The organism is Mycolicibacterium xanthum, assembly GCF_019710635.1.
GTDB lineage: Bacteria > Actinomycetota > Actinomycetes > Mycobacteriales > Mycobacteriaceae > Mycobacterium > Mycobacterium xanthum.
Genome location: NZ_JAIFZS010000020.1, coordinates 111,060 through 135,415 on the forward strand (window position 1 = coordinate 111,060; position 24,356 = coordinate 135,415).

The 24,356-nt window shown below is 70.5% G+C and carries 25 protein-coding genes; 11 read left to right on the forward strand and 14 right to left on the reverse strand.

What is annotated here, in order from left to right; translation table 11 throughout:
* The first annotated feature begins 50 nt into the window (after nucleotides 1–50).
* The 5 genes from JDV09_RS10275 to JDV09_RS10295 are packed head-to-tail and all read left to right on the forward strand — an operon-like array spanning nucleotide 51 to nucleotide 4,561.
* Complete coding sequence (locus JDV09_RS10275; RefSeq protein ID WP_221369012.1) at nucleotides 51–713, forward strand: TetR/AcrR family transcriptional regulator; 663 nt, start codon at nucleotides 51–53, stop codon at nucleotides 711–713.
* Nucleotides 706–1,611: an ABC transporter ATP-binding protein gene (locus JDV09_RS10280; protein ID WP_221369013.1), complete on the forward strand. Its 906-nt coding sequence runs from the start codon at nucleotides 706–708 to the stop codon at nucleotides 1,609–1,611. Before JDV09_RS10275 ends, JDV09_RS10280 begins: the two co-directional genes overlap by 8 nt.
* Nucleotides 1,608–3,242, forward strand: coding sequence for an ABC transporter permease (locus tag JDV09_RS10285; protein ID WP_372452888.1), 1,635 nt, complete (start codon nucleotides 1,608–1,610; stop codon nucleotides 3,240–3,242). The genes JDV09_RS10280 and JDV09_RS10285 overlap by 4 nt, the downstream gene beginning before the upstream one ends.
* Before the next feature lie 10 nt (nucleotides 3,243–3,252).
* Entirely contained in the window at nucleotides 3,253–3,930 is a 678-nt protein-coding gene (locus JDV09_RS10290; protein ID WP_221369014.1) for a methyltransferase family protein, read from the forward strand.
* Between the two features lie 37 nt (nucleotides 3,931–3,967).
* A complete protein-coding gene (locus JDV09_RS10295; RefSeq protein WP_221369015.1) occupies nucleotides 3,968–4,561 on the forward strand; it encodes a DUF4126 domain-containing protein in 594 nt (197 codons plus the stop codon).
* A gap of 28 nt (nucleotides 4,562–4,589) precedes the next feature.
* On the opposite strand, the gene glgC is transcribed toward JDV09_RS10295, so the two are convergent.
* A complete protein-coding gene (glgC, locus tag JDV09_RS10300; protein WP_221369016.1) occupies nucleotides 4,590–5,804 on the reverse strand; it encodes a glucose-1-phosphate adenylyltransferase in 1,215 nt (404 codons plus the stop codon).
* A gap of 126 nt (nucleotides 5,805–5,930) precedes the next feature.
* Between glgC and glgA the strand changes: the two genes are divergently transcribed.
* Nucleotides 5,931–7,094: a glycogen synthase gene (glgA, locus tag JDV09_RS10305; protein WP_221369017.1), complete on the forward strand. Its 1,164-nt coding sequence runs from the start codon at nucleotides 5,931–5,933 to the stop codon at nucleotides 7,092–7,094.
* Nucleotides 7,095–7,134: 40 nt separating this feature from the next.
* Here glgA and JDV09_RS10310 read toward each other — a convergent pair whose 3' ends face one another.
* From JDV09_RS10310 to log, 8 genes are all read right to left on the reverse strand, one after another.
* On the reverse strand, nucleotides 7,135–7,302 hold the full coding sequence (locus JDV09_RS10310) for a DUF3117 domain-containing protein (protein ID WP_221369018.1): 168 nt from the start codon (nucleotides 7,300–7,302) through the stop codon (nucleotides 7,135–7,137).
* Nucleotides 7,303–7,456: 154 nt separating this feature from the next.
* Nucleotides 7,457–8,320: an SAM-dependent methyltransferase gene (locus tag JDV09_RS10315; protein WP_221369019.1), complete on the reverse strand. Its 864-nt coding sequence runs from the start codon at nucleotides 8,318–8,320 to the stop codon at nucleotides 7,457–7,459.
* A 98-nt stretch (nucleotides 8,321–8,418) separates the two neighbouring features.
* The gene (locus JDV09_RS10320) at nucleotides 8,419–9,027 is read right to left on the reverse strand and encodes a DNA-3-methyladenine glycosylase I (protein ID WP_221369020.1); all 609 of its coding nucleotides are present in this window, start codon (nucleotides 9,025–9,027) and stop codon (nucleotides 8,419–8,421) included.
* Complete coding sequence (locus tag JDV09_RS10325) at nucleotides 9,024–9,410, reverse strand: DivIVA domain-containing protein (RefSeq protein WP_308124074.1); 387 nt, start codon at nucleotides 9,408–9,410, stop codon at nucleotides 9,024–9,026. Before JDV09_RS10325 ends, JDV09_RS10320 begins: the two co-directional genes overlap by 4 nt.
* A gap of 33 nt (nucleotides 9,411–9,443) precedes the next feature.
* Entirely contained in the window at nucleotides 9,444–10,403 is a 960-nt protein-coding gene (locus tag JDV09_RS10330; RefSeq protein WP_221369021.1) for a glucosyl-3-phosphoglycerate synthase, read from the reverse strand.
* The gene (gene folP / locus JDV09_RS10335; protein ID WP_308124075.1) at nucleotides 10,400–11,275 is read right to left on the reverse strand and encodes a dihydropteroate synthase; all 876 of its coding nucleotides are present in this window, start codon (nucleotides 11,273–11,275) and stop codon (nucleotides 10,400–10,402) included. Before folP ends, JDV09_RS10330 begins: the two co-directional genes overlap by 4 nt.
* 76 nt (nucleotides 11,276–11,351) lie before the next feature.
* Nucleotides 11,352–13,160, reverse strand: coding sequence for a long-chain-acyl-CoA synthetase FadD6 (gene fadD6 / locus JDV09_RS10340; RefSeq protein ID WP_221369022.1), 1,809 nt, complete (start codon nucleotides 13,158–13,160; stop codon nucleotides 11,352–11,354).
* A 69-nt stretch (nucleotides 13,161–13,229) separates the two neighbouring features.
* The gene (gene log / locus JDV09_RS10345; RefSeq protein WP_221369023.1) at nucleotides 13,230–13,796 is read right to left on the reverse strand and encodes a cytokinin riboside 5'-monophosphate phosphoribohydrolase; all 567 of its coding nucleotides are present in this window, start codon (nucleotides 13,794–13,796) and stop codon (nucleotides 13,230–13,232) included.
* 41 nt (nucleotides 13,797–13,837) lie between these two features.
* Between log and JDV09_RS10350 the strand changes: the two genes are divergently transcribed.
* Together JDV09_RS10350 and JDV09_RS10355 are read left to right on the forward strand one after the other, a co-directional pair.
* Nucleotides 13,838–15,856: an AAA family ATPase gene (locus JDV09_RS10350; protein ID WP_308124080.1), complete on the forward strand. Its 2,019-nt coding sequence runs from the start codon at nucleotides 13,838–13,840 to the stop codon at nucleotides 15,854–15,856.
* A 45-nt stretch (nucleotides 15,857–15,901) separates the two neighbouring features.
* A complete protein-coding gene (locus tag JDV09_RS10355; protein WP_221369025.1) occupies nucleotides 15,902–16,666 on the forward strand; it encodes an ESX-1 secretion-associated protein in 765 nt (254 codons plus the stop codon).
* A gap of 6 nt (nucleotides 16,667–16,672) precedes the next feature.
* Here JDV09_RS10355 and JDV09_RS10360 read toward each other — a convergent pair whose 3' ends face one another.
* Both JDV09_RS10360 and dapE read right to left on the reverse strand, forming a co-directional pair.
* Complete coding sequence (locus JDV09_RS10360; RefSeq protein ID WP_221369026.1) at nucleotides 16,673–18,292, reverse strand: ABC-F family ATP-binding cassette domain-containing protein; 1,620 nt, start codon at nucleotides 18,290–18,292, stop codon at nucleotides 16,673–16,675.
* Nucleotides 18,293–18,408: 116 nt separating this feature from the next.
* Nucleotides 18,409–19,473 (reverse strand): succinyl-diaminopimelate desuccinylase, encoded by a 1,065-nt coding sequence (gene dapE / locus JDV09_RS10365; protein ID WP_221369051.1) that lies wholly within the window; start codon nucleotides 19,471–19,473, stop codon nucleotides 18,409–18,411.
* Between the two features lie 27 nt (nucleotides 19,474–19,500).
* On the opposite strand from dapE, the gene dapD reads away from it, so the two are divergent.
* Nucleotides 19,501–20,445 (forward strand): 2,3,4,5-tetrahydropyridine-2,6-dicarboxylate N-succinyltransferase, encoded by a 945-nt coding sequence (gene dapD, locus JDV09_RS10370; protein ID WP_308124076.1) that lies wholly within the window; start codon nucleotides 19,501–19,503, stop codon nucleotides 20,443–20,445.
* A 116-nt stretch (nucleotides 20,446–20,561) separates the two neighbouring features.
* Here dapD and JDV09_RS10375 read toward each other — a convergent pair whose 3' ends face one another.
* From JDV09_RS10375 to JDV09_RS10385, 3 genes are all read right to left on the reverse strand, one after another.
* Complete coding sequence (locus JDV09_RS10375; protein ID WP_221369052.1) at nucleotides 20,562–21,095, reverse strand: M15 family metallopeptidase; 534 nt, start codon at nucleotides 21,093–21,095, stop codon at nucleotides 20,562–20,564.
* Between the two features lie 167 nt (nucleotides 21,096–21,262).
* Nucleotides 21,263–21,610 (reverse strand): VOC family protein, encoded by a 348-nt coding sequence (locus JDV09_RS10380; protein WP_221369028.1) that lies wholly within the window; start codon nucleotides 21,608–21,610, stop codon nucleotides 21,263–21,265.
* Entirely contained in the window at nucleotides 21,601–23,019 is a 1,419-nt protein-coding gene (locus tag JDV09_RS10385) for an acyl-CoA synthetase (RefSeq protein ID WP_221369053.1), read from the reverse strand. The genes JDV09_RS10380 and JDV09_RS10385 overlap by 10 nt, the downstream gene beginning before the upstream one ends.
* Before the next feature lie 33 nt (nucleotides 23,020–23,052).
* On the opposite strand from JDV09_RS10385, the gene JDV09_RS10390 reads away from it, so the two are divergent.
* Together JDV09_RS10390 and JDV09_RS10395 are read left to right on the forward strand one after the other, a co-directional pair.
* Nucleotides 23,053–23,601 carry an NUDIX domain-containing protein gene (locus tag JDV09_RS10390; RefSeq protein ID WP_221369029.1) on the forward strand — a complete coding sequence of 183 codons (549 nt, stop codon included), beginning with the start codon at nucleotides 23,053–23,055 and terminating at the stop codon, nucleotides 23,599–23,601.
* Nucleotides 23,602–23,763: 162 nt separating this feature from the next.
* Nucleotides 23,764–24,264, forward strand: a complete 501-nt coding sequence (locus tag JDV09_RS10395; RefSeq protein ID WP_221369030.1) for an Rv2253 family sensor-like surface protein — start codon at nucleotides 23,764–23,766, stop codon at nucleotides 24,262–24,264.
* Nucleotides 24,265–24,356 lie beyond the last annotated feature (92 nt).

The following is a 24,356-nucleotide window of genomic DNA, read 5'->3' on the forward strand; positions in this document are numbered from 1 at the left end:
CCGCGGGACGTGCTTGACCGCTGACTAAACCACCGTTTAGTGTATTGAACATGCGTTCAGCACAGGATCTGACCGCCGCGGCGCGGATCCGGGATGCGGCCATCGACCTGTTCGGCCGGGACGGGTTTGCGGTGGGCGTGCGCGCGATCGCGACCGCGGCGGGTGTCAGCCCGGGACTCGTCATCCACCATTTCGGCTCCAAGGAGGGCCTGCGCAAGGCGTGCGACGAACACATCGCCGCCACCATCCTGGCCTCCAAGACCGAGGCGATCCAGACTTCGGACACCGCGACCTGGTTCGCGCAGATGGCCGAGATCGAGGACTACGCGCCGATGATGGCCTACCTGGTGCGCAGCCTGCAGACCGGTGGGGAGCTGGCGAAGACGCTGTGGCGCACCATGATCGACAACACCCAGCAGTACATCGAGGCCGGCGTGCGGGCCGGCACCATCAAACCGAGCATCGACCCACGGGCCCGGGCCCGGTTCCTGGCGATGGCGGGCGGCGGCGGTTTCCTGCTGTACCTGCAGATGCACGACGACCCGACGAACCTGCGCGCGGTCCTGCACGACTACGGCGAGGAGATGGTGCTGCCCGCCCTGGAGCTCTACACCAACGGCCTGATGGCCGACTCGACGATGTACGACGCGTTCCTCGAGAAGCGCAGGCAGGGAGTTCCCTTCACATCCGCAGAGAGGGTTGACGATGACTGACAACGGCACCGCCGTCGAGATCCGCGGGCTGTCGAAGTCCTTCGGCCACACCAGGGCGCTCGACGGGCTCGACCTCACCGTCGCCGCAGGCGAGGTCGCCGGCTTCCTCGGCCCCAACGGCGCGGGCAAGTCGACCGCTATCCGGGTGTTGCTCGGACTGCTGCGCGCCGACAGCGGCACCGTCCGCCTGCTCGGCGGTGATCCCTGGCGCGACGCGGTGCGCCTGCACCGCCGGATCGCCTACGTGCCGGGCGACGTCACGCTCTGGCCCAACCTGACCGGCATGCAGGCGATGGACTTCCTGGCGCGGCTGCGCGGCGACGAGGCCCTCGACACCGCACGCCGCGACGAGCTGATCGAGCGCTTCGAACTCGACCCGTACAAGAAAGCCCGCACCTACTCCAAGGGCAACCGGCAGAAGGTGGCCATCGTCGCGGCGTTCAGCACCCGAAGCGAACTGTTCGTCCTCGACGAACCGACGTCGGGCCTGGATCCGTTGATGGAAAGGCGGTTCCAGCAATGCGTCCGCGAAGTCGCCGGCCAGGGTGCGGCCGTGCTGCTGTCCAGCCACATCCTCGCCGAGGTGGAAAAGCTCTGCGACAGCGTGACGATCATCCGGTCGGGCCGATCGGTGCGATCCGGGACGCTTCGGCAGATGCGCCACCTGATGGCGACCACCGTGTCGGCGCGGGTGCGCGGCGACGGCGGGCACCTGGCGCACACTCCCTACGTCCACGATCTGCGGGCCGAAGACGGGCGGGTGCACTTCTCGGTCTACCGCGACGATCTGGATCGCGCGATGTCCGACCTGACCGCCCTGGGCATCGACGAGCTGACGGTGGCTCCGGCGTCGCTGGAGGACATGTTCCTCAGCGAGTATGAGGGGGCCGGCCGGTGAACGCCACCGCCACCGCGGCCACCATCCCGTCCCGGGGCGGGCGGCATGCGGCCGCACCGTCGGGATCGCCGTTCACCGGGACCGCCGACCTGGTACGCCTGGCGCTGCGCCGAGACCGGGTGCGGTTGTCGATCTGGGTCGCGGCGCTGACCCTGACGATGGTGTATGCGCCCAACGCGATCAGGCTCGCCTACCCGGGCGAGGCGCAGCGCCAGGCCCGCGTCGACCTTCTCAGGACTCCGGCGGGCATCATGCTCGGCGGCCCAATGTTCGGCGGCGACGAAACCGACCTCGGCGCGATGATGGCCAACGAGCTGATGCTGACGCTGATCGTCGCCGCGTCGATCCTCGCCATTCTCACGGTGATTCGCCACACCCGCGCCGAAGAGGAGGGCGGCGCCGCCGAACTGGTGCTGGCCGCTCCGGTCGGCCGGTACGCCCGTACCACCGCGGCCCTGACCGTGGTCGGGATCGCCAACACCACGCTCGCCGTCGCGATGACGATCGCGATGGCGGCGAGCGGGTTCGCGGTGCGCGACACCGCGGCGATGTGCCTCGGCGTGACCGCGGTGGCCGGGGTGTTCGGCGCGGTCGCGGCGGTGACCGCACAGCTGTGGCGGGTTGCGCGGGCGGCCACCGGTGCGGCGATGGCCGCGCTCGGGCTGGCCGCGCTGGTTCGCGGTGTGGGCGATGTGGTCGACAACTCGGGCAGCATCCTGAGCTGGTTCTCCCCCATCGCGTGGGCCCAGCAGATGCGATCGTTCGTCGATCTGCGTTGGTGGCCGCTGGCCCTGCTGATCCTGCTGACCCTCGCGTTGATCGCGCTGGCCGGGCTGCTCGAGGTGCGCAGGCAGTACGACGACGGCACGATCGCGTCGACCGGCGAGCGGCCCGGCGCGCACCCCGTGCGGGGGGTGCTGCACCTGCACCTGGTGCTCCAGCGCGGATCCATGATCGGCTGGTCGGCCGGCCTGTTCCTGTCGGGTCTGGCATTCGGATCGATGACCACGTCGCTGCGCGACGCCGCCGCGGACAACGAGCTGATCGCCCGGCTGCTCTCGGCGCAGGGCAACGACGGCATCTTCACCACGATGACGCAGTTCCTCGCGGCCGCGGCGTGCGCATTCGTCACGTCGGCGGTGCTGCGGGTGTACGCCGACGAGGAGTCCGGGCTCGGCGAGGCGGTGCTGGCCGGTGCGGTGTCGCGGTGGCGGTGGCTGCTGTCCGCGGTGGCGGCCGCGGTCCTCGGGGCGGCGGTGCTGATGTTCTTCGCCGGGCTGGGCAACGGGCTGGGCGCCGGGGTCACCCTCGGGCAGCCGCCGACCGTGCCGCGGCTGACGCTGGCCGCCCTGGCGTACCTGCCTGCGCTGGCGGTGCTGGCCGGTATCGCAGCGCTGGCCGTCGCGGTGCGACAGACCTGGATCGCCTGGCTGGCCGTCACCTTCGTCATCACGGCGCTCTACCTCGGCGCCCTGCTGCGGCTGCCGCGCTGGCTGATCGACCTGTCCCCGGTCGGGCGCACCACGGCGCCCACCGACGTCCCCGTCGGGTCGATGGCCGTGATGGTGGCGGTGGCGGTCACGTTGGCCCTGCTGGCCGGGTGGCTGTACCGGCGCCGCGACGCGGCCTGAGGAGGTCGCGGTGAAGATCGGGCTGCAGATGGCCGCATCGGCGACGATCGGCCTGCTGGTGCTCGGTGCCGCGCTGTTCCTGCCTGCCGGCACCCTGCACTACCGGCAGGGTTGGCTGTTCATCGCGGTGTTCGTGGTGTGCACACTGGTGCCCTCGGGGTATCTCGCGGTGCGCAGCCCCGCTGCGCTGCAGCGCAGGCTCAATGTCGGCCCCACCGCCGAAACCCGCCCCGCGCAGCGGGTCGTCATCTGCGCGGCCGCCGCGTCCACCCTGGCGGTGCTGGTGATCAGCGCGCTGGACTGGCGGTTCGGCTGGTCGGCGGTGCCGGTGTGGCTGGTGTTGGCCGGCGACATGCTGGTCGGGACCGGCCTGGTGGTGGCTCAGCTGGTGGTGGTGCAGAACAACTACGCGGGGGCCAGCATCACCGTCGAAGACGACCAACCACTGGTGTCGACCGGCATGTACGGGGTGGTGCGCCACCCCATGTACGCCGCATCGCTGGTGCTCACCGTCGGCATCCCGCCGGCCCTCGGCTCGTTGTGGGGCCTGCTGGTGGTGGCGCTGACGTTCCCGCCGGTACTGGCGGTGCGCATCCTCGACGAGGAGAAGGCGATGCTCGCCGGTCTGCCCGGGTACCGCGAGTACATGCATCGGGTGCGCTACCGCGTCATACCCGGGGTGTGGTGAGGGTCGGCCGGCGGCGCAAACGCCGCATACTGGTGGGATGGAACTGCTCACGGGCCTCGGCCTGGCGACGGCGGCCGGGCTCAACGCCTATATCCCGCTGCTCGCCCTCGGTCTGCTGGCCCGGTTCACCGATCTGGTGACCCTGCCGCCGGGCTGGGCTTGGCTGGAGAACGGCTGGGTGATGGCGATCGTCGCGGCGCTGCTGGTGGTGGAGGTCGTCGCCGACAAGATTCCCGCGCTCGACAGCATCAACGACACCATTCAGACGTTCGTCCGCCCGACCGCCGGCGGCATCGTGTTCGGTTCCGGCACCGCGGCGCAGACGGCGGCGGTCACCGATCCGGGTGCCTTCGCTCAGTCGGGTCAGTGGATTCCGGTGGCGATCGGGGTGATCGTCGCGCTGGTGGTGTCGCTGACCAAGTCCACGGTGCGGCCCGCGGCCAACGTCGCGACCGCGGGAACGGCCGCTCCGGTGCTGAGCACCGTGGAGGACATCGCCAGCGTCACGCTGGTCTTCCTGGCGATCCTGGTGCCGGTGCTCGTGCTGGTGGCCGCGATCGTGCTGGCCTGGCTGGCGGTCAGGATGATCCGCAGGCGCCGCCGCGCCGGGGCGGGTCAGCCGACCCGATAGCCGCCGGGCGCGCTCACCGCGCCGTGTCCTAGATCCACACGCCCTTGCCGACCGCGACCACGCCGCCGGCGCTCACCGAAAACCGGTCGCGGTCCTTCTCGAGGTCGACACCGACCATCTCGCCCGGACCCACCACCACGTTCTTGTCCAGGATCGCGTGCCGGACCACCGCGCCGCGGCCGACCCGAGCCCCCGGCATGACGACGCTTCCCTCCACGATCGCGCCGTCGTCGACGACCACGTTGCTCGACAACACCGAATTGCGCACCGACGCAGCCGATATGATGCTGCCCGCCCCGACGACGGACTCCTGCGCCGAGCCGCCGTTGACGAACTTGGCGGGTGCGAGGTTCTCGGCGCCCCCACGGATCGGCCAGCGCTTGTTGTAGAGGTTGAAGATCGGGTGTACGGACACCAGATCCATGTGGGCGTCGTAGAAGGCGTCGAGGGTCCCCACGTCACGCCAGTAGCCGTGGTCACGCTCGGTGGCCCCGGGCACCTCGTTGTTGTTGAAGTCGTACACCGCCGCCATGCCGTCCTCGACCAGGCGCGGGATGATGTCGCCACCCATGTCGTGATCGGAATCGTCGTCGTCGGCGTCGGCGCGGATCGCGTCGATCAGCACCTTGGTGGTGAAGATGTAGTTGCCCATGGACACAAAGGTCTGCTCGGGGTCGTCCGGAGTACCCGGGGGGTCGGCCGGCTTCTCGATGAACGACCGGATCCGACCGGAGTCGTCAGCATCGATGCACCCGAACGCGGTCGCCTCGGCGCGCGGGACCCTGATTCCGGCGACCGTCGCCCCGGCCCCGCTCTCGATGTGGGCCTGGACCATCTGCTCGGGGTCCATCCGGTAGACGTGGTCGGCCCCGAAGATGACGATGTAGTCCGGGTCCTCGTCGTAGATCAGGTTCATCGACTGGTAGATGGCATCCGCCGAACCCGTGTACCACCGCGGGCCGAGGCGCTGCTGCGCCGGCACCGGCGTGATGTACTCGCCGGCAAGCCCCGATAGCCGCCAGTTCTGCGAGATGTGCCGATCCAGCGAATGCGACTTGTATTGGGTGAGAACACAGATTCGCAGATACCGGGCGTTGACGAGGTTCGACAGGACGAAATCGATCAGGCGGTAGGCGCCCCCGAAAGGCACAGCGGGCTTGGCTCGGTCGGCTGTCAGCGGGTACAGCCGTTTGCCCTCCCCGCCGGCCAGGACGATGCCCAGCACGTGTGGCGCTTCCCTCATGGTTCAAACCTATCGGCCAGCAGCAACCAGGGCCAGCCATTCGCACTTTTGACAGCAAGGCGGCGGGCTGTCAAGACAATTGGTGATGCGACGCGACCGACCGAGATTTTGGATACCGTCTGGTGCATGCGGGTGGCGATGATGACTCGGGAATACCCACCCGAGGTCTACGGCGGTGCGGGCGTCCACGTCACGGAGCTCGTCGCGCAGTTGCGGCACCTCTGCGAGGTCGACGTCCACTGCATGGGGACCCCCCGGCCAGGCGTGACGGTGGCCCAGCCCGATCCGGCGCTGACCGGTGCCAATGCTGCGCTGGCGACCCTGTCGGCCGATCTGAACATGGTCAACGCCGCGGCGGCGGCCACGGTGGTGCATTCGCACACCTGGTACGCCGGGATGGCCGGACACCTTTCCGCCCTGCTCTACGGGGTACCGCACGTGCTCACCGCGCATTCGCTGGAACCCATGCGCCCGTGGAAGGCAGAGCAACTCGGCGGCGGCTACCGCATCTCGTCGTGGGTGGAGAAGACGGCCGTCGAGGCCGCCGACGCGGTGATCGCCGTCAGCTCCGGGATGCGCCACGACGTGCTGCGCGCCTATCCGACGCTGGACCCCGACCGGGTGCACGTCGTGCGCAACGGTATCGACACCGATGTCTGGTATCCGGCTCCGGCGCAGGATGGCGAATCGGTGCTCGCCGAACTCGGCGTCGACGCCGGCCGGCCGATCGTCGCCTTCGTCGGCCGGATCACCCGTCAGAAGGGGGTCGCCCACCTGGTGGCAGCGGCCCATCACTTCGCCCCGGAGGTCCAGTTGGTGCTGTGCGCGGGCGCGCCGGACACCCCGGAGATCGCCGAGGAGGTGGCCTCGGCGGTTCAGGCACTTTCGGCGGCGCGCTCGGGCGTGTTCTGGGTTCGCGAAATGCTACCCACCCCCAAGATCCGCGAAATACTTTCGGCAGCAACCACTTTCGTGTGCCCGTCGGTGTATGAGCCGTTGGGGATCGTGAACCTCGAGGCGATGGCCTGCTCGACCGCGGTGGTGGCCTCCGACGTCGGCGGGATCCCCGAGGTGGTCGATGATCAACGCACCGGGCTGCTGGTGCACTACGACCCGAGCGACGCCGTGGAGTTCGAGCGCGGCCTCGCGGAGGCCGTCAATACGCTGGTCGCCGACCCGCAGCGGGCCCGTGCGTATGGTGTCGCGGGCCGGCAGCGCTGCATCGACGAGTTCTCCTGGGCGCACATCGCCGAGCAGACGCTGGAGATCTACCGGAAGGTGTCTGGATAGCGGTCCGGCCGCGCGCTCGCGGCCGGACCGAAGCCTCGCGCTAGGCGGTGACGCCCCGCAGTTCGTCACCGAGTGCGGCCGCCTCTTCCGGGGTGAGTTCGACGACGAGCCGGCCACCGCCCTCCAGTGGTACCCGCATCACGATGCCGCGCCCCTCCTTGGTTGCTTCCAGTGGACCGTCTCCGGTCCGGGGCTTCATCGCCGCCATCGAGTGCTCCCTCCACAATGGGCGTGCCCGTCTGGGCCCGGTCTGTTCATCCGAACTGGTTGCCCGGCTGTGAGGCAACCGACACCATCCAGCTCTGCACTGGTACAGACCTCCATTGTTCCCTATCCGGGCGTACTCGTGTGCAAAGACCCGGCTATAGCTGCTCGGATGGCAGGTCCGGCAGGGGCTCCACGTTCGGTTTGACCGCTTCGACGAAGTAGCCGCGCGGCGTCCCGGCCACCCCGGCGGGAGCGGGCGGCGAGTGCCACCGCCCCCACGCGTACCCCGGCTCGGCGACATCGGTCACCCGGGTGGTCCAGCCGAGGCGGCCGGCCAACGCACCGGGATCGTCGGTGCCGAACAGCCACGGCGCGCCCTGTTCATCCATCGTCCGGCGCAGGTCGGCCATGACCGGAGCGTCGAGCAGGGATCTCCCGACGACGTCATACAGCAGGACCGAACCCGGTGCGGACAGCGCGTCGAGCCGGGCGAACAACGTGCCGACCCCGGTCGCCGTCAGGTACTGCAGCAGTCCCTCGACCAGCCATGCCGTGGGCGCCGCCGGATTCAGGCCGGCGTCGACCAGCACGGTCGGCCAGTCGGCGGTCAGATCGGTGCCGACCGGGATCCGCGTGCAGCGCGGTGGTTCACCGGCCAACAGCGCCGCCTTGGCCTCGATGACGGCGGGTTGATCCACCTCGAACACCGTCACCGCCGCCGGCCACGGCAGGCGGAATGCCCTGGCATCCAGTCCCGCCGCCAACAGCACCACCTGCCGGCAGACGGGTGCGGCACGCAGCAGAGCCTCGTCCCAGAACCGGGTGCGGACCACGATCTGCGTCGTCGACTGCGGGCCCACCCTGGCGACCATCCGCTCCAGCATCTCCAGTCCGGCCGGTCCGGCCAGCCGCTGCGCAAACGGATCGTCGAACAATCCGTCGGGCCGGGCCGATTCCCGGGCACGGACGGCGGCCACCAGCGCAGCGGTCCCCGCCACCTTCGTCCACGGATTGGTCATCGGCCGATCATCGCAAATGTCTTGGCCGACAACTCCGGACAACAGAACCGGGTCCGGGACGCCTCGGCTCGAGGGTGGACAACCCGAGGGTGGACGAATCAGCTCTGCGGCGGCTCGACGAAACAGTCGGCGACGTGGTCGTCGACCATGCCGGTCGCCTGCATCAACGCATAAGCCGTTGTCGGGCCGACGAATCGGAACCCGCGACGCTTGAGATCCTTGGCCATCGCCGTGGATTCGTCGGTCACCGCGGCGACCCGGGAGAGGTCGGCCGGCCGCCCGCGGGTCAGCCGGTCCTCCGGCGCGAACGACCACAGCAACTCCCCGAAGTCCACACCGTGATCGGCCAGGTCGGCGACCACGCGGGCGTTGGCGATGGTGGCCTCGACCTTGGCACGATTGCGCACGATGCCGGCGTCGGCGAGCAGGCGCTCGACATCGCGTTCGGTGTACCGGGCCACCCGTTCGACGTCGAACCCGTCGAACGCGGCGCGGAAATTCTCCCGCTTGCGCAGGATGACGAGCCAGGACAAGCCGCTCTGGAAGGCCTCCAGGCTGACCCGCTCGAACAGCGCCGCCGAATCCCGCAGGGGCCGGCCCCACTCCATGTCGTGGTAGTCCCGATAGAGAACGAAATCACCTGGCGACAAACGTGATTGGTCGATCCATCCGCAGCGGATCCGACGGTCGGCGGTCGCGCCGGTCATGAGTCTTCGCGCTCGCCGTCCGACGGGCCCTCCGGAGCCGCCCCGGTGAGGCCGGGGCACTCGGCTTCTTCGCGACGACCGGTTTCGCCGAGGTCCCCGGTGGCGCGCACCGCGGCGAGCTCGGCACGCAACAGATCGAGCTCGCGGCCGAGGCGGTCGAGCACCCAGTCGACCTCACTGGTCTTGTAGCCGCGCACGGTCTGGCTGAACTTCACCGCGTCGACGTCGGCGCCGGTGACGCCCGAGGCGGGCAGCACGGTGGCGGTGGTGGCCTGCGGCAGCGGCGGCAGCACCTCACCGCGCCCGAACAGCAGGCTGCCGACGGCGAACAACACCACACCGACGAGGACCAGCACCACCAGATAGAGCAGAACGAGGGTCACCCCGCCATCCTGCCCGACCGGGCCGACAGGACGTCAGCGCGGGCGCAGCGTGATCATCGGCGGACGGTCGTCGAGGCTCACCTTCGACGTGCGCGCCGTGTAGTCGTCACCGTCGGCGTAGAACTGTGTCAGCCCGATGCCGGAGTCCTCGATGCCGCACCGGGACAGCAGCGTGGCGATGACCTGGCGGCTCATCGACGCCAGCTCGGTCAGCGGCCGGTTGCGGTGCGTGCGAACGCCCAGGTTGACCTGGGCGATGGCGTCGAGCCCGAGCCGGTCATAGGCGTCGATCAGCAACCCGATCTCCACCCCGTACCCGGGTGCGAACGGCACCGCGGTGAGCAGTTCGCGGGTTCCCGCGTACTCGCCGCCCAGCGGCTGGTACAGGCAGGTCAACTCCGGGCGCAGCGCCGCCAGCAGGGGGCGGGCCACCAGTTCGGTGACCCGGCCACCGCCCTTGGCGTCCTCCTTGCCGCTGACCCGCAGCGGCCGCCGGTAGAAGCCCTTGACCAGGTGCACGCCTTCGGCGGTCAGCAGCGGCCCCAGCAGCTTGGGAACGAACATCGGGTCCGGATCGAGCAGATCGGAGTCGACGAACGCGATGAGGTCGCCCGTCGTGGCCGCCAACGAGCGCCACAACACCTCGCCCTTGCCCGGCTGCGGCTCGAGCTCGGGCAGCGCCACCTCACGACTGACCACCCGCGCCCCGGCGGCCACCGCACGGATCTCGGTGTCGTCGGTGGACCCCGAATCGAGCACGATCAGTTCGTCGACCAGTCCGCCGAGCAGCGGGGTGATGGTCTCGACCACCCCGGCGACGGTCTCTTCCTCGTTGAGGGCCGGGAGCACCACGGACACCGTGCGGCCCTTCTTGGCGGCTTCCAGCTCGGCGACCGTCCAGCTGGGCCTGCTCCAGCTGTGATCGGTCAGCCAGCGATGTTCGGCCATGTCATCGGTGGCCAGCCCCGTGATGCGATCGGACATAACGGTCATGCCAGTCCCCTAACCGTGTGTTTCGGCTGACGGGCGCCCTTGATTGACGCAACCATCTCCAGTACCCGACGGGTGGGCCCCACCTCATGCACCCGAAACATCGCCGCACCCTCGGCGGCGGCGATCGCGGTCGCTGCCAGGGTGCCCTCGAGGCGTTCGGTCAGGCCCACACCCAGAGTTTCCCCGACGAAATCTTTGTTGCTCAGTGCCATCAGGACCGGCCATCCAGTGTTTACAAGGTCTTTTACATGGCGCAACAAACTAAGACCGTGGTAAGTGTTCTTGCCGAAATCGTGCGTCGGATCGATCAAAATCGCATCTCGACGCACCCCGAGGGCCACCGCGCGTTCGGCGGCCGCGGTCACCTCGGCGATGACGTCGTCGACCACACCGCGCTCCGAGATCCCGTAATTGACCCGGAACGGCCGGGTCCGCGGCGCCGCGCCGCCGGTGTGCGAGCACACCAGCCCGGCGCCGAACTCGGCGGCCACGGTGGGCAGATCCGGGTCCACACCCGCCCAGGTGTCGTTGATCAGGTCCGCGCCCGCCGCGCAGGCCTGCTTGGCCACCTCGGCGCGCCAGGTGTCGACGCTGATCAGCTGGTCGGGGAAGGTGCTGCGGAGCCACTCGATGAACGGCACCACCCGCGCGATCTCCTCGTCGACGCCGACCGTCTGCCCAGGCCCCGCCTTGACCCCGCCGACATCGACCACGTCGGCACCGTCACCGATGACGCGGTGTGCGGCCGCCTTGGCCGCCTCGTCGGTGAACGTGGCTCCCCGGTCGTAGAACGAGTCGGGCGTCCGGTTGACGATCGCCATGATCAGCGCGCGATCACCCGCCACCCGGCGGCCCAGAAACGTCGACTCCACCTCACCAGGCTACGGCCCTGCGATTTCGGTGTAGTTCGTCACGCGAGAGGTGACGAACGACACCGAAATCGCGGGGTTACCGGGGCTTCGTGCCCGCCACGACCTCGTCGGGGTAGCCGTCGTAGAACGGGACGTAGCCCTCGTCGGGACCGGACAACACGAACAGCGGGTCGGTGATCTCGACGTCCTCGCAGTCGTCGTCGTCACCGGAGGCGTGGCCGTAGCCCTGCTTGCGCAGGTCCACCTTCTGGTTCTTGAACGTCGAGGTCTGGGCGAGCTCGCCGACCACCCGCACGAACAGCGGCACCGCGTAGCCCGGCAGCCGGTCGTAGGCGGCGGTGGCCAGGGCCTTGCCGTCGAGCTCATGACCGTCCTTGAGCTGCACGGCGGCCATGCCGGCCCGGCCGCCGGCGCCGGGCACCTCGACGCCGTAGACGGTCGCGTGCTCGATCTGCGGGTCGGTCGAGATCGCGGCCTCGACCTCGGTGGTGGCCACGTTCTCGCCCTTCCAGCGGAACGTGTCGCCCAGCCGGTCGGTGAACGCGGCGTGCCCGAAACCCTGGGAACGCATCAGGTCGCCGGTGTTGAACCAGACGTCGCCCTCCCTGAAGGCGTCGCGGACCAGCTTCTTCTCGGTGGCCGACTTGTCGGTGTAGCCGTCGAACGGCTGCAGGCTGCTGACCTTGGACAGCAGCAGCCCCGGCTCGCCGGTCTCGACCTTGTGCACCCGGCCGTCCGGCCCGCGGGTGGGTTCGCCGGTGTGCGCGTCGTACTCGACGAACGCGATCGGGCTCGGGCAGATGCCGGTCGTCTTGTCGATGTTGAACACGTTGACGAACGCGGTGTTGCCCTCGCTGGCGGCGTAGAACTCGCAGACCCGCTTGATGCCGAACCGCTCGGTGAACTCGTCCCAGATCGCCGGGCGCAGCCCGTTGCCGCAGATCACCCGGACCCGGTGGGCGCGGTCGGTGGGCTTGGGCGGCTGGTTGAGCAGATAGGTGCAGATCTCGCCGATGTAGACGAACGCGGTCGCGTCGTAGCGGATGATGTCGTCCCAGAACCGCGAGGCCGAGAAGGACTTGCCCAGAGCCAGCGTCGCGCCGGAGTTCAGCACCGACGACAGCGCCACCGTCAGCGCGTTGTTGTGATACAGCGGCAGGCAGCAGTACAGCGTGTCGCTGCTGTTCAGCCGCAACCCCAGGCCGCCGAATCCGGCCAGCGCGCGCAACCACCGGTAGTGCGTCATCACGCTGGCCTTGGGCATGCCGGTGGTGCCGGACGTGAAGATGTAGAACGCCTTGTCCTTGGCCAGCACCGCCGACGTGGTGGCCGGATTCGTGGTCGGCGCGGTGGCCGACAGTTGCACGACCTCGTCGGCGGTGAGCAGGCCGGTGGTGTCCGCGCCGCTCTCGCCGATCGGTTCGACGAAGTCGACCTCGGCGACCACCACCCGGGCGCCGAGCAGCCCGAGGCTGTGCTTGAGCACGTCGCCGCGCTGGTGGAAGTTGATCATCCCGGCGATCGCGCCGCACTTGACCGCGGCCAGCATCAGCAGCACCGACTCCGGCGAGTTGCGCAGCATGAGGCCCACGACGTCCCCGTGCCCGACCCCGCGGGCGGCCAGCACCGCGGCATATCGGTTGACCGTCTCGTTGGCCTCGCGGTAGGTCAGCCGCTGGTCGCCGAACTTCAGGAAGATGTTGTCGGCGTAGTGTTCCGCCCGGTCCTGGAACACCCTGCCGATCGAGGTCTTCGCCGACGGGCGCGCCCCGAAGCCGGTGACGACCCCGCGAACGATCGTCGGAGCGTCCATCAGCAGACCCGGAAGCCGGCCGACGATGTCGAGCAACCCGACACTCTTGCGGGCCCCGGATTTCTCGCTCATATCTGCTCTCCCCTCATCCAGCGCCACGTCGGCGCGCGCCGGTCGGTCTGACACCCTAGTTGCGGCGGATCAGGCGCGGTCGGCAGGTGCGCACGCGGCGAGGGCGGCTTCGACGTCGGCGACGACGACGAGTCGCCCCAGTGCGTCCTCGGCGACATAGCCGCTCCCGACCAACCCGCGCAGCCAGGCCAACAGGCCGTCGTAGTGCCCCAGCGGATCGAGCATCACGACCGGCTTGGAGTGCATACCCAGATAACCGGCGGTCCAGGCTTCGAAAAACTCCTCGAGCGTGCCGATGCCGCCGGGCAACGCGATGAACGCGTCGGCGCGGTCCTCCATCACCTGTTTGCGTTCCCGCATCGTGTCGGTGACGACGAGTTCGCCGGCCTCGGTGTCGGCGACCTCGCGATGCACCAGCGCCTTCGGGATGACCCCGACCGTGTGCCCGCCGTGCGAGCGGGCCGCGGTCGCTATCGCCCCCATCGCCGAGACGTTGCCGCCGCCGGAGACCAGCGTCCAACCGCTGTCGGCGATCGCCTTGCCCAGTTTGCGGGCCAGTTCCAGAAGCTCGGGATGCGTGGGGCCCGACGCGCAATAGACGCAGACAGCCCATTCACGGTCGGGTTCTCGGGACATAGGCACAAACCTAGCCATACACTCCGGCCGTGCCTGTACACGTGCCGGTTCGCTGGGTCACCGCACCGCAGGACCCCACGCTCGAACAGCTCGAGCGTGCTGTGCGGAACCGCGCGGGGGCGGTGCTGATCGGTCCGGACGGTGTCGGCAAGACGACGCTGGCCAGGCAGGCCGCCGACCGGGTCGGACCGGACTTCCCGCGCGTCGACCGGGTGCGGGCGACCGCGACCCGCCCGGCGATCCCGTTCGCCGCGTTCGAGCACCTCATCGACGTGCCCGAGACCGGCAAGACCGCCGCCGTGCTGCAGGCGGCCCGGGAGACCCTCGGCGACGGCCGCCTGCTGGTGATCGACGACGCACACCTGCTGGACGCGCTGTCGGCGGCACTGGTCTATCAGCTGGCGGTCGGCGGCACCGCGCACATCCTGCTCACCACCGCCGACGACTCCCGGGCGCCCGCCGAGATCCCGGCGCTGTGGCGCGACGGCCTGGTGACCCGGATCGACCTTCACCCGCCCGGCCACGACGACGGGCGGCTGATGGCCCAGATCGCGGAATACGTCGACACGTTGCCCGCCACCGCCCAGCGGGTGCTGGAGTACCTGGCGGTGGCCGACCCGCTGACCCTCGAGGATGCGGCGGCGCTGACCAGCGCCGGCGCGGTCGACGACGCGGTGCAGTCCGGGGCCGTGGCAGTCGGGCAGGACGGCCTGCGGCCCGGTCATCCGCTGTTCCTCGACGCGGTGCGCGGCGCGCTGGGCGGGCCCGACCTGAGACGGCTGCGCACCGCCGTGGTCGAACAGCTCTCGACCCACGGCGCGCCCGAGGTGGTCGGGCGGCTGCGACTGGCGGCGCTGGCGATCGACAGCGACCGGCCGCTGCCGGCGACCGAGGTGTGCGCGGCGGCCCGGGAAGCGTTGCGGCTCGGTGATCTGGAGCTCAGCGAGCACCTCGGGCAGTCGGCTCTCGGGCGCGGCGTCGACCTCGACGCACGGCTCACCGTCGGCTACGCGCTGGCCTGGCAGGGCCGCGGCCGGGAGGCCGACGCGGTTCTCGCCGAGATCGACCCCGGGGTGCTGAGCGAAGCCGAGTTGATGGCGTGGGCGCTGCCGACGGCTGCCAACCGGTTCTGGATGCTCTCGGAGCCGGAGCGGGCGACGGCCTTCCTGCGCAGTATCAGGAACAAGGTGTCCTCTCCCGCGGCGCGCACCACCCTGGATGCGCTGTCGGCGACGTTCGCGATGAACGCGGGGAACCTGTCGCTGGCCGCCACGCTTGCCGGCGAGGTGCTGGGCTCGGGCCAGGCCGACGACACCGCGATCGGCTGGGCCGCCTCGACGGCGGCGTTGTGCGCGGCCCGCGCAGGCCGGTTCGCCGAGGTCGATCCGCTCGCCGAACGGGCCATGTCGGCCGGCCAGCCCGGGCTGCTGCGGTTCACCAGCGGGTTCGCGCAGACCACGACGCTGGCGCTGACCGGCGAGCCGGAGCGGGCGCTGACGTTGGCCAGGCAACTCACCGATTTCGCGCAGCGGCGGCAGCCGGGGCGCGCGATCGGTGAGTTGCTCACCGCCGAGGTGCTGATCGCCACCGACGACGCGACGGGCGCGGTGCCGTTGCTGCGCGACGCCACCGCGACCCTGGCGCCGACGGGCTACTCCTGGGGTCCGCTGGCCTGGATGCTGCTCGCACAGGCGCTGGGCCGGCTGGGTCAACCGGTCGAGGCGGGCAAGGCACTGGCCCGCGCGGAGTCCCGGCACGGCCTGAAGTCGATGCTGTTCGCCCCCGAGTTGGCGCTGGCACGGGCGTGGACGGCGGCCGCCCGCCGAGACTCGCACGCCGCGGTGGCCGCTGCGCGGGAGGCCGCACGCACGGCCGAGCGCAGCGGGCAGACCGCGATGACGCTGCGGGCGCTGCACGACGCCGCTCTGCTCGGCGACCCCCGGGCCGCCGACGACATCGGCCGGTGGTGCGGCGGGCTCGCCGACACCGCATTCGGCCGCTCGGCGCTGGCGCATGCCGCGGCGGCGCGGGGGTCGGATTCTGGTGATCGGACCCCCTGAACCGCGACCGTAAAATCGGTTCGTGCACGTTCCCGGAGGCAAGCGATGACCGAACCGCTGTCCGTCAACACCGACGGAGTCCGTTCCCTGTCCGATATCCACAGCACCGTGGCCGCCGGCCTGGGCTCGGTGTCGGCCGCGGCCCCCGGTGCCGCGGCGGTCACGACGTCGCACGGCACCATCGCCTCCGCCGTCGACACCGCGTTGAAGGCCGCCCTGGGCAGCCGGTCCTCCACCATGACGACCACGCAGGCCAGCGGGGCCAGGATCTCGGAGTTGCTGCATCAGGCCGCGCTGGCCTACGAGCGCGGTGATCAGCGCGGGGCCGAGGCGATCCGGTCGGCCGCCGACGCGATCGCCCGGGGCGAGACACCGGCGGGTCCGGCTGGTTCGGCTGGTTCGGCGGGTTCGGCCGCAGCCGTGGGTGCAGCGGGTGCGTCACCTGCAGCGGGAGGCTCCGACACGATCGGACAGCTGGCCGGCCAGTTGAGCCAGCTCGGCCAGACGGGTCAGCAGCTCGGTGCGCCGCTGTCCGCGCTGGGTCAGCCGCTGCAACAGCTTCCCCAGCAGGTCATGCAGGGCGTTCAGCAGATCGCCCAGACCACCGCGCAGGCCACGGGATCCGAAGCCGCTGTGGCGCAGCCGGCCGAGGGGTCCACGATGGCGGAGGAGCGGCAGCGGCCCGACGGGGACACAGCGCCCGACGACGATGCCGGTGCCGCTCCCGGGGCCACCTCGGGCGCCGGACAGGCACCGATCGACCTGCCGCAGGCCGCCCCGGTCACCCCGACGCAGCCGGCTACCGATTAGCCCCGATCAGCCCTCAACGAGCACGCCGCCACCGAGGCGCAGCACCCGGTGCACGCCGACCCCGTCGAGAAACGCCTCGTCGTGGCTGACCAGGATGAACGCGCCCCGGTAGGCGGCCAGGGCGGATTCCAGCTGTCCGACGCCGGCCAGGTCGAGGCTGTTGGTCGGCTCGTCGAGCAACAGCAACTGTGGCGCCGGCTCGGCGAACAGCACGCAGGCCAGCGTCGCGCGCAGCCGCTCCCCACCGGAGAGCGCGGCCGCCGGGAGGTCGACGGCGTCGCCGCGAAACAAGAACTGCGCCAACAGGTGCCGCCGCCTCGTCGCCGACAGCCCGGGAGCGAACCAGGCGAGATTCTGCGCCACGGTGCGTTCGTCGTCGAGCAGGTCGAGACGTTGCGACAGGTAGGCGACCCGCCCGCCGGCGACCCACACCGTGCCCTCGTCGGGGGCGAGCGCACCGAGCAGCACGCGCAGCAACGTGGTCTTGCCGGCGCCGTTGACACCGGTCAGCGCGACTCGCTCCGGGCCACGCACCGCCAGATCGACCCCGGTCAGCACGTCGCGGTCACCGCGCACGAGCCGCAACCCGTTGGCGGCGAGCACGGTTCGGCCCGCCGGTACCTCCGTGCCGGGCAGGTCGAGCACCAGGGTGTCGTCGCCTGACAACCTTCGCTCCGCGTCGTCCAGCCTGGCCTGCGCGTCGTCGATCCGTCGGGCGTGGACGTCGTCCACGCGGCCCGCGGTCTCCTGTGCACGCCGCTTCATCGCGCCGGCGAGGATCTTCGGAAGACCCGCGTCCTTGACTGTGCGTGCCGCGTTGCCGTTGCGCCGGGCCAACCGCTCACGGGCCTGCTGACGCTGCCGCTTCTCTCGGCGCAGCTGCCGTTCGGCGGTGCGCACGGCGCCTTCGGCGGCCCGCCGGGCGTCGTCGACTGCTCCCCGGTAGGCGGTGAAACAGCCACCGAACAAGGCGATCTCACCGCGGTGCAGCTCGGCGATGCGATCCATCCGGTCCAGCAGCATCCGGTCGTGGCTGACCAGCAGCAGGCAACCGCCGAAGCCGTCGAGCGCATCGGAGAACCGCTGGCGCGCATCGGTGTCGAGGTTGTTCGTCGGCTCGTCGAGCAGCAACACCGCCGGGTTGCCGAGCAGCGCACCGGCCAGGCCCAGGGTTACCGCCTCGCCGCCGGACAACGTCCGCAGTGACCGGTTCAGATCGATATGGCCGAGACCGAGACGATCGAGTTGCGCGCGGGTGCGCTCCTCGACGTCCCAGTCCTGTCCGATCGCGGCGAACACCGTCTCGCTGGCGTCGCCGGCGGCCAGCGCGTCCAGGGCGTCGATCACCGCTGCCACGCCGAGCATCTCGGCGACCGACCGGTCGTCGATCAGCGGCAGCGTCTGGGGCAGGTAGCCGACGGAGCCGCGCACCGCCACGGTCCCGGCAGTCGGCCGCAGGTCGCCGGCGATCAACCGCAGCAGCGTGCTCTTGCCCGCACCGTTGGGCGCGACCAGACCGGTGCGGCCGGGACCGAGGGCGACGGACAGATCGGTGATCACCGGCGTGTCGTCGGGCCAGGCGAAGGACAGGTGGTTGCAGACCACCGAGGAACTGGTGGAAGACATGCGAGAACGCTCTCGAGGAGGCGGGCCGCGCCGGCCCGCGAAGTGGCAAGGACGCACGTACCGGGATCTACCCGGTGATGTCGTCTCCCAGCATGATGTCCACGCTAGCGGCGCCGTCAACCGGTTAAATAGCGCCTCAGCGTGTCGGTCACCGCGGTGATCTGCCAGGCGTCGACGTGTTCGTCGGCGCGGTGCGCCAGGTTCGGGTCGCCCGGCCCGTAGTTGACGGCGGGGATGCCCAGTGCCGCGAACCGGGCCACGTCGGTCCAGCCGTACTTGGCGCGGACCTGGCCGCCGGCCGCGCCGACCAGCGCCGCCGCAGCGGGTTTGGTCAGGCCGGGCAGCGCCCCGGCAGCCGAGTCGGTGAGCTCGATGGCGACGTCGAGCCCGTCGAAGACCTCGCACACGTGGGCGTAGGCCGCCTCGACGCTGCGGTCGGGTGCGAAGCGGAAGTTCACCGTCACCGTCGCCGCGTCGGGCACCACGTTGCCCGCGATGCCCCCGTCGATGCGAACCGCCGACAGCCCTTCGCGGTACACGCAGCCATCGATGTCGACGCTGCGCGGCCGGTACTGGTTGAGTCGGGCCAGCACCGCACCGAGCTTGTGAATCGCGTTGTCCCCCAACCAGGACCGTGCGGAGTGCGCTCGTGTACCCGCGGCGCCGATCGCCACCCGCAGCGTGCCCTGGCAGCCCGCCTCGATGAACCCGCCGGACGGCTCACCGAGGATCGCGACGTCGGCGGCCAGCCAGTCGGGCAGCTCGCGTTCGATGCGGCCCAGCCCGTTGGCGGTGGCCTCGATCTCCTCGCAGTCGTACATCACCAGCGTGATGTCGTGAGCCGGGTCGGCGACCGTGGCGGCCAGATGCAGGAACACCGCATCCCCGGACTTCATGTCCGAGGTGCCACAGCCGTGCAGCACGCCGTCGACCAGCCGGCTGGGCAGGTTGTCGGCGGCGGGCACGGTGTCGGTGTGCCCGGCCAGCAACACCCGCGACGGCTTGCCGAGGTCGGTTCGGGCCAGCACCGCGTCACCGTTGCGGATCACCTCGAAGCCGACGGCCTGCTCGCGCAGCGCCGCCTCGATCTCGTCGGCGATCCGCGTCTCGTGCCGGGATTCGCTGGGGATGTCCACCAGCGCCGCGGTCAACGCGATCGGGTCACCGTGCAAGTCGAGCACCACGCACCTGACGTTAGTCTTAGCGCCGTGAGTTCTGCATCAGGCATCGGCGTCGCCACGATCACCGCCGACGGAACGGTCCTCGACACCTGGTTCCCGGCACCGGAGCTGACCGGCGACGGCCCCTCCGGCACGGTCCGGGTGTCGGTGGCCGAGGTGCCCGACGAACTGGCCGGGCTCGTCGGCCGCGACGAGGACCGCGGCGTCGAGACCGTCGTGGTGCGCACCGTGATCGCCTCGCTGCAGGACAAGGCGGTCGACGCGTACGACGCCTACCTGCGCCTGCACCTGTTGTCCCACCGGCTGGTGGCGCCGCATGGGCTCAACGCCGACGGGCTGTTCGGCGTGCTGACCAACGTCGTCTGGACCAATCACGGTCCGTGCGCGATCGAGGGCTTCGAGACCGTGCGCGCCCGACTGCGCCGGCGTGGAGCGGTTACCGTCTACGGCGTGGACAAGTTCCCGCGGATGGTGGACTACGTGCTGCCCTCCGGCGTTCGCATCGCCGACGCCGACCGGGTCCGGCTCGGGGCACACCTCGCCGCCGGCACCACCGTCATGCACGAAGGGTTCGTCAACTTCAACGCCGGCACGCTGGGCAGCTCGATGGTCGAGGGCCGCATCTCGGCCGGGGTGGTGGTCGACGACGGATCCGACGTCGGCGGCGGCGCCTCCATCATGGGCACGCTCTCCGGCGGCGGTACGGAGGTCATCTCGGTCGGCAAGCGCTGCCTGCTCGGCGCCAACGCGGGCCTCGGCATCTCGCTCGGGGACGACTGTGTGATCGAGGCCGGCCTGTATGTGACCGCGGGCACCAAGGTCACTCTCCGCGACGGGCAGACCGTCAAGGCGCGCGAATTGTCCGGCTCGAGCAACCTGCTGTTCCGCCGCAACTCGGTCAGCGGGGCGGTCGAGGTGGTCAAGCGCGACGGCACCGGCATCACACTGAACGAAGCCCTGCACGCCAACTAGGCCGCCGCGTGCGCGTGCGCGAGCGCGCGCACCTTCCTCCCGGCGAGCGCGCGGGTCTGTGCGACCGCGCGCGGCGTGTCGCGTGCGTGAGCGCGCGCTCGTCGGCGCCGGGCGCGCTATCCCGCCGCGTTGGGGCGCAGCGGCGGGCAGTTGCCGTACTCGTCGACGGCGAGCTCGAAATGCCATATCTCGTTGGCGTAGATCTGACACAGCCCGAACTGGCGCCCGTTGGCGATCAGCCAGCTGTCGGCCTGCGCCGGTCCGATGTCGACGGCCTGACCCGTGACGTGCTTGGACACCTCCGGCGTGGCGACGAATTCGGCTGCCTTGGCGATGCTGCCATAGTTGGCCACCGCATCATCGAACAGGCGCTGCTGGAATCCCTTCGACCGCCACCCCGACGTCACCCTGATGTCCACACCCTGAGATCCGGCCAGCCCGGCGGCCGACCGAACCGCCTGCAGCAGCGCCGGGTCAAGTTGCGAAAGAATGGGGTTCGCGGAGTCGAACGGTGACAGCATCGTGCCGTCGGGCAACCAGCCACCGGTGGTGTCGACGGCCGCCGGCCCGATCGTCATCGGGTTGTCCGGCTGCTGCGGCGGCGCCGGTTCGGGAGCCGGCGGCACCTCGATGCTGGTCTGCACCAGCATCACGTCGGGTGCCGACCGCCCACAGGCGGCGAGCAGGGCACACAGCGCGATCCCGATCGCCCCGAGCGCGCGCGAAATGCCGGCATGTACCGGCGTGTTGCGTGCAGACACGGGCGCTCGCGAGCGGAAGGTGCCCCCAGCTCGCCGAAACGACCCGGCGGGGGGCACTACTCGGCCGCCAGGATGCAGAACTCGTTGCCCTCCGGGTCGGCCAGCACCACCCAGGTCTGCTCACCCTGTCCGATGTCGACGTGCCGGGCGCCCAGCGCCAGCACCCGCGCCACCTCGACGGCCTGATCGTCGGGGGTCAGGTCGACGTGCAGGCGGTTCTTGACCACCTTGCCGTCGGGCACCTCGAGGAACAGCCAGTCCGGACCGGCTCCCGCGGGCGCCCGCAGAGCGACGTCGCCGTCCTCGGTCACCTCCTGCGGCCAACCCAGCACCTGTGACCACCAGGACGCCAGCGCCTCGATGTCGGCAGCATCGATGCACAACTCGGAGAACCTCAAACCCATTGAGCCAGTTCCTTTTTGAGCACCTTGCCCATCGCGTTGCGGGGCAGGCTGTCCACGATCCGGACCACCCGTGGCCGTTTGTGCACCGAGAGCTGTTGAGCCACATGGTCGATGAGCTCCTCGGGCGAGGCGTCGCCGACGACGAACCCGACGATCCGCTGGCCCAGGTCCGCGTCCGGCGCGCCGATCACCGCGGCCTCGCGCACCCCCGGGTGGCCCAGCAGCGCGGTTTCGATCTCCCCCGCCCCCACCCGGAAGCCGCCGGTCTTGATCAGGTCGACCGATTCGCGACCGACGATGCGGTGCATCCCGTCCGGCCCGATCACCGCGACATCGCCGGTGTGGTACCAGCCGTCGTCGGAGAGCACCGCCGCGGTGGCGTCGGCGCGGTTCAGGTAGCCGTCGAACAGCGTCGGACTCTGCACGTGCAACTGGCCGATCGACTCACCGTCGTGATCGACGTCGTGACCGTCCTCGGTGCGCAGCCGGGTCCTCACCCCGGCCAGCGGCAGCCCGACGGAGCCGGGTCGGCGCTCGCCACCGGCCAACGTGCTCAACGTGATCAGCGTCTCGGTCGCGCCGTACCGTTCCACCGGCCGGTGCCCGGTCAATGCGGCAAGGGCGTCGAACACCGGCACCGGTAGCGCTGCGCTGCCCGACACCAGCAGTCGCGCGGGGGCCAGCGCGCGCGCCGCATCGGCGTCATCGACGATCCGCGACCACACCGTGGGCACCCCGAACAGCAGCGAGCCACCGAACTCGGAAACCGCCTGCGCATAGCCCGCGGGAGTCGGCTTCCCGGTGTGCACGAACCGGTTTCCGACCCGGAGCGAGCCGAGCAACCCGAGCACCAGGCCGTGCACGTGATACATCGGCAACCCGTGCACCAGGGTGTCGGCCGCGGTCCACTGCCAGGCCTCGGCGAGCATGTCGATGTCGGCGGCGATGGCCCGCCTGCTGACGACCACCCCCTTGGGCGGACCCGTGGTGCCCGACGTGTAGATGATCAGCGCGGTCGCGTCCAGCGACGGCTCGGCGTAGCGATGCCAGGACCGGGCGTGCAGCCGCACCGGAATGTGCCCGAGGCCACCGGTGTCCCCGGGCTTCTCCCCCAGCCAGGCCTGCGCGCCGGAGTCGGTCAGGATGTGGCGGCGCTCGGCCTCGCCGACGTCCGCGGGCACCGGCACCACCGGCACCCCCGCGATCAGACAGCCGGTGACGGCGAGCACCGTCGCCGCCGTCGGGGTGGCCAGGACGGCGACCTGTGCAGCACCGGCCACCCGCTCGGCCACCGAGGTCGCCGCACCGACCAGATCGCTGCGACTCAGCGCCACACCGTCGATCCGCACCGCGTCGCCGAGATCGGCTCCGGCGGCCACCACCGCGGGGTTCAGGGAGTCCAGCAGCACGAAATCTGAGGCTACTCCCCGCATACTGGGACGGTGGATTCCATCCGGACCGTCGGGTCGCGCGAGGTTTACCGCAACAACTGGCTGACCGTTCGCGAAGACGACATCCGCAGGCCGGACGGCAGCGCCGGGATCTACGCGGTCGTCGACAAGCCGACCTACGCGCTGGTGATCCCGCGTGACGTCAGCGCCGAGGGACAGCGCTTCCACCTCGTCGAGCAGTTCCGCTACCCACTGGGCCAACGGCGCTGGGAATTCCCCCAGGGCACCGCCCCGGGCCGGGCCGACATCGACCCGGCCGAGCTGGCCGCCCGCGAGCTGCGCGAGGAGACCGGCCTGAGTGCGGCGTCGATGACCGAGATCGGGCTGCTCGATGTCGCTCCCGGGATGAGCAGCCAGCGCGGCCGCGTCTTCCTCGCCACGGGTATCACCGAGGGCCCGCACGATCGCGAGCACGAGGAGCAGGACATGCGCAGCGCGTGGTTCGGCCGCGCCGAGCTGGAGCAGATGATGCGGGCCGGGATGGTCACCGATGCGCAGACCCTCGCCGCGTGGACGCTGATGCTGCTCGTCGGCAGGTGACGCCGGGCCGCCGCCACGAGGGCCTGCGTCGCAACCGCGGGGGCCTGCGCCGATACCAACCCGTGACGCAACCGTGCCCCGCCGTGTCGTGTCGATGGCTCATGCCGTCACCCCGGCCAATTAGGTTGCTACTGCCAGGCTGAGAACCACTGTGAGGGAACCATGTCTGCCCGACGGGCGTGTAGCGCACTCCTATCCGCGGCTGCCGTCGCGGCCATCGGCGTGGGCGCCGAACCGGCCGCGCGGGCCGCACTTCCGGACTGGAGCGGCCGCTACACCGTGATCACGTTCGCGTCGAACAAGATCGGCACCAGCATCGCCGCCCGCCAGCCCGAACCGGACTTCCGCGCGCAGTACACGTTCAGCACCTCCTGTGCCGGCACGTGCGTGGCCACCGCCGCCGACGGCCCCGCGCCCAGCAACCCCACCATCCCGCAGCCGAGCCGCTACACCTGGGACGGCTCCCAGTGGGTGTTCAACTACAACTGGCAGTGGGAGTGCTTCCGCGGCGATGATGTGCCGACCGAATACGTGCCCGCCCGCTCGCTGGTCTTCTATGCGCCCACCCCGGACGGAACGATGTTCGGCACCTGGCGCACCGAGATCCTCGAGGGCATCTGCAAGGGCAGCGTGATCATGCCCGTCGCCGCGTACCCCGCGTAACCCAGCGGTCACAGGCTCTCAAAACTCCCGAAACACCGAACTTCAAGGATTGGGCGACCGACCCGGTTGCCGTCCCGGCCCGGGCACAGGAG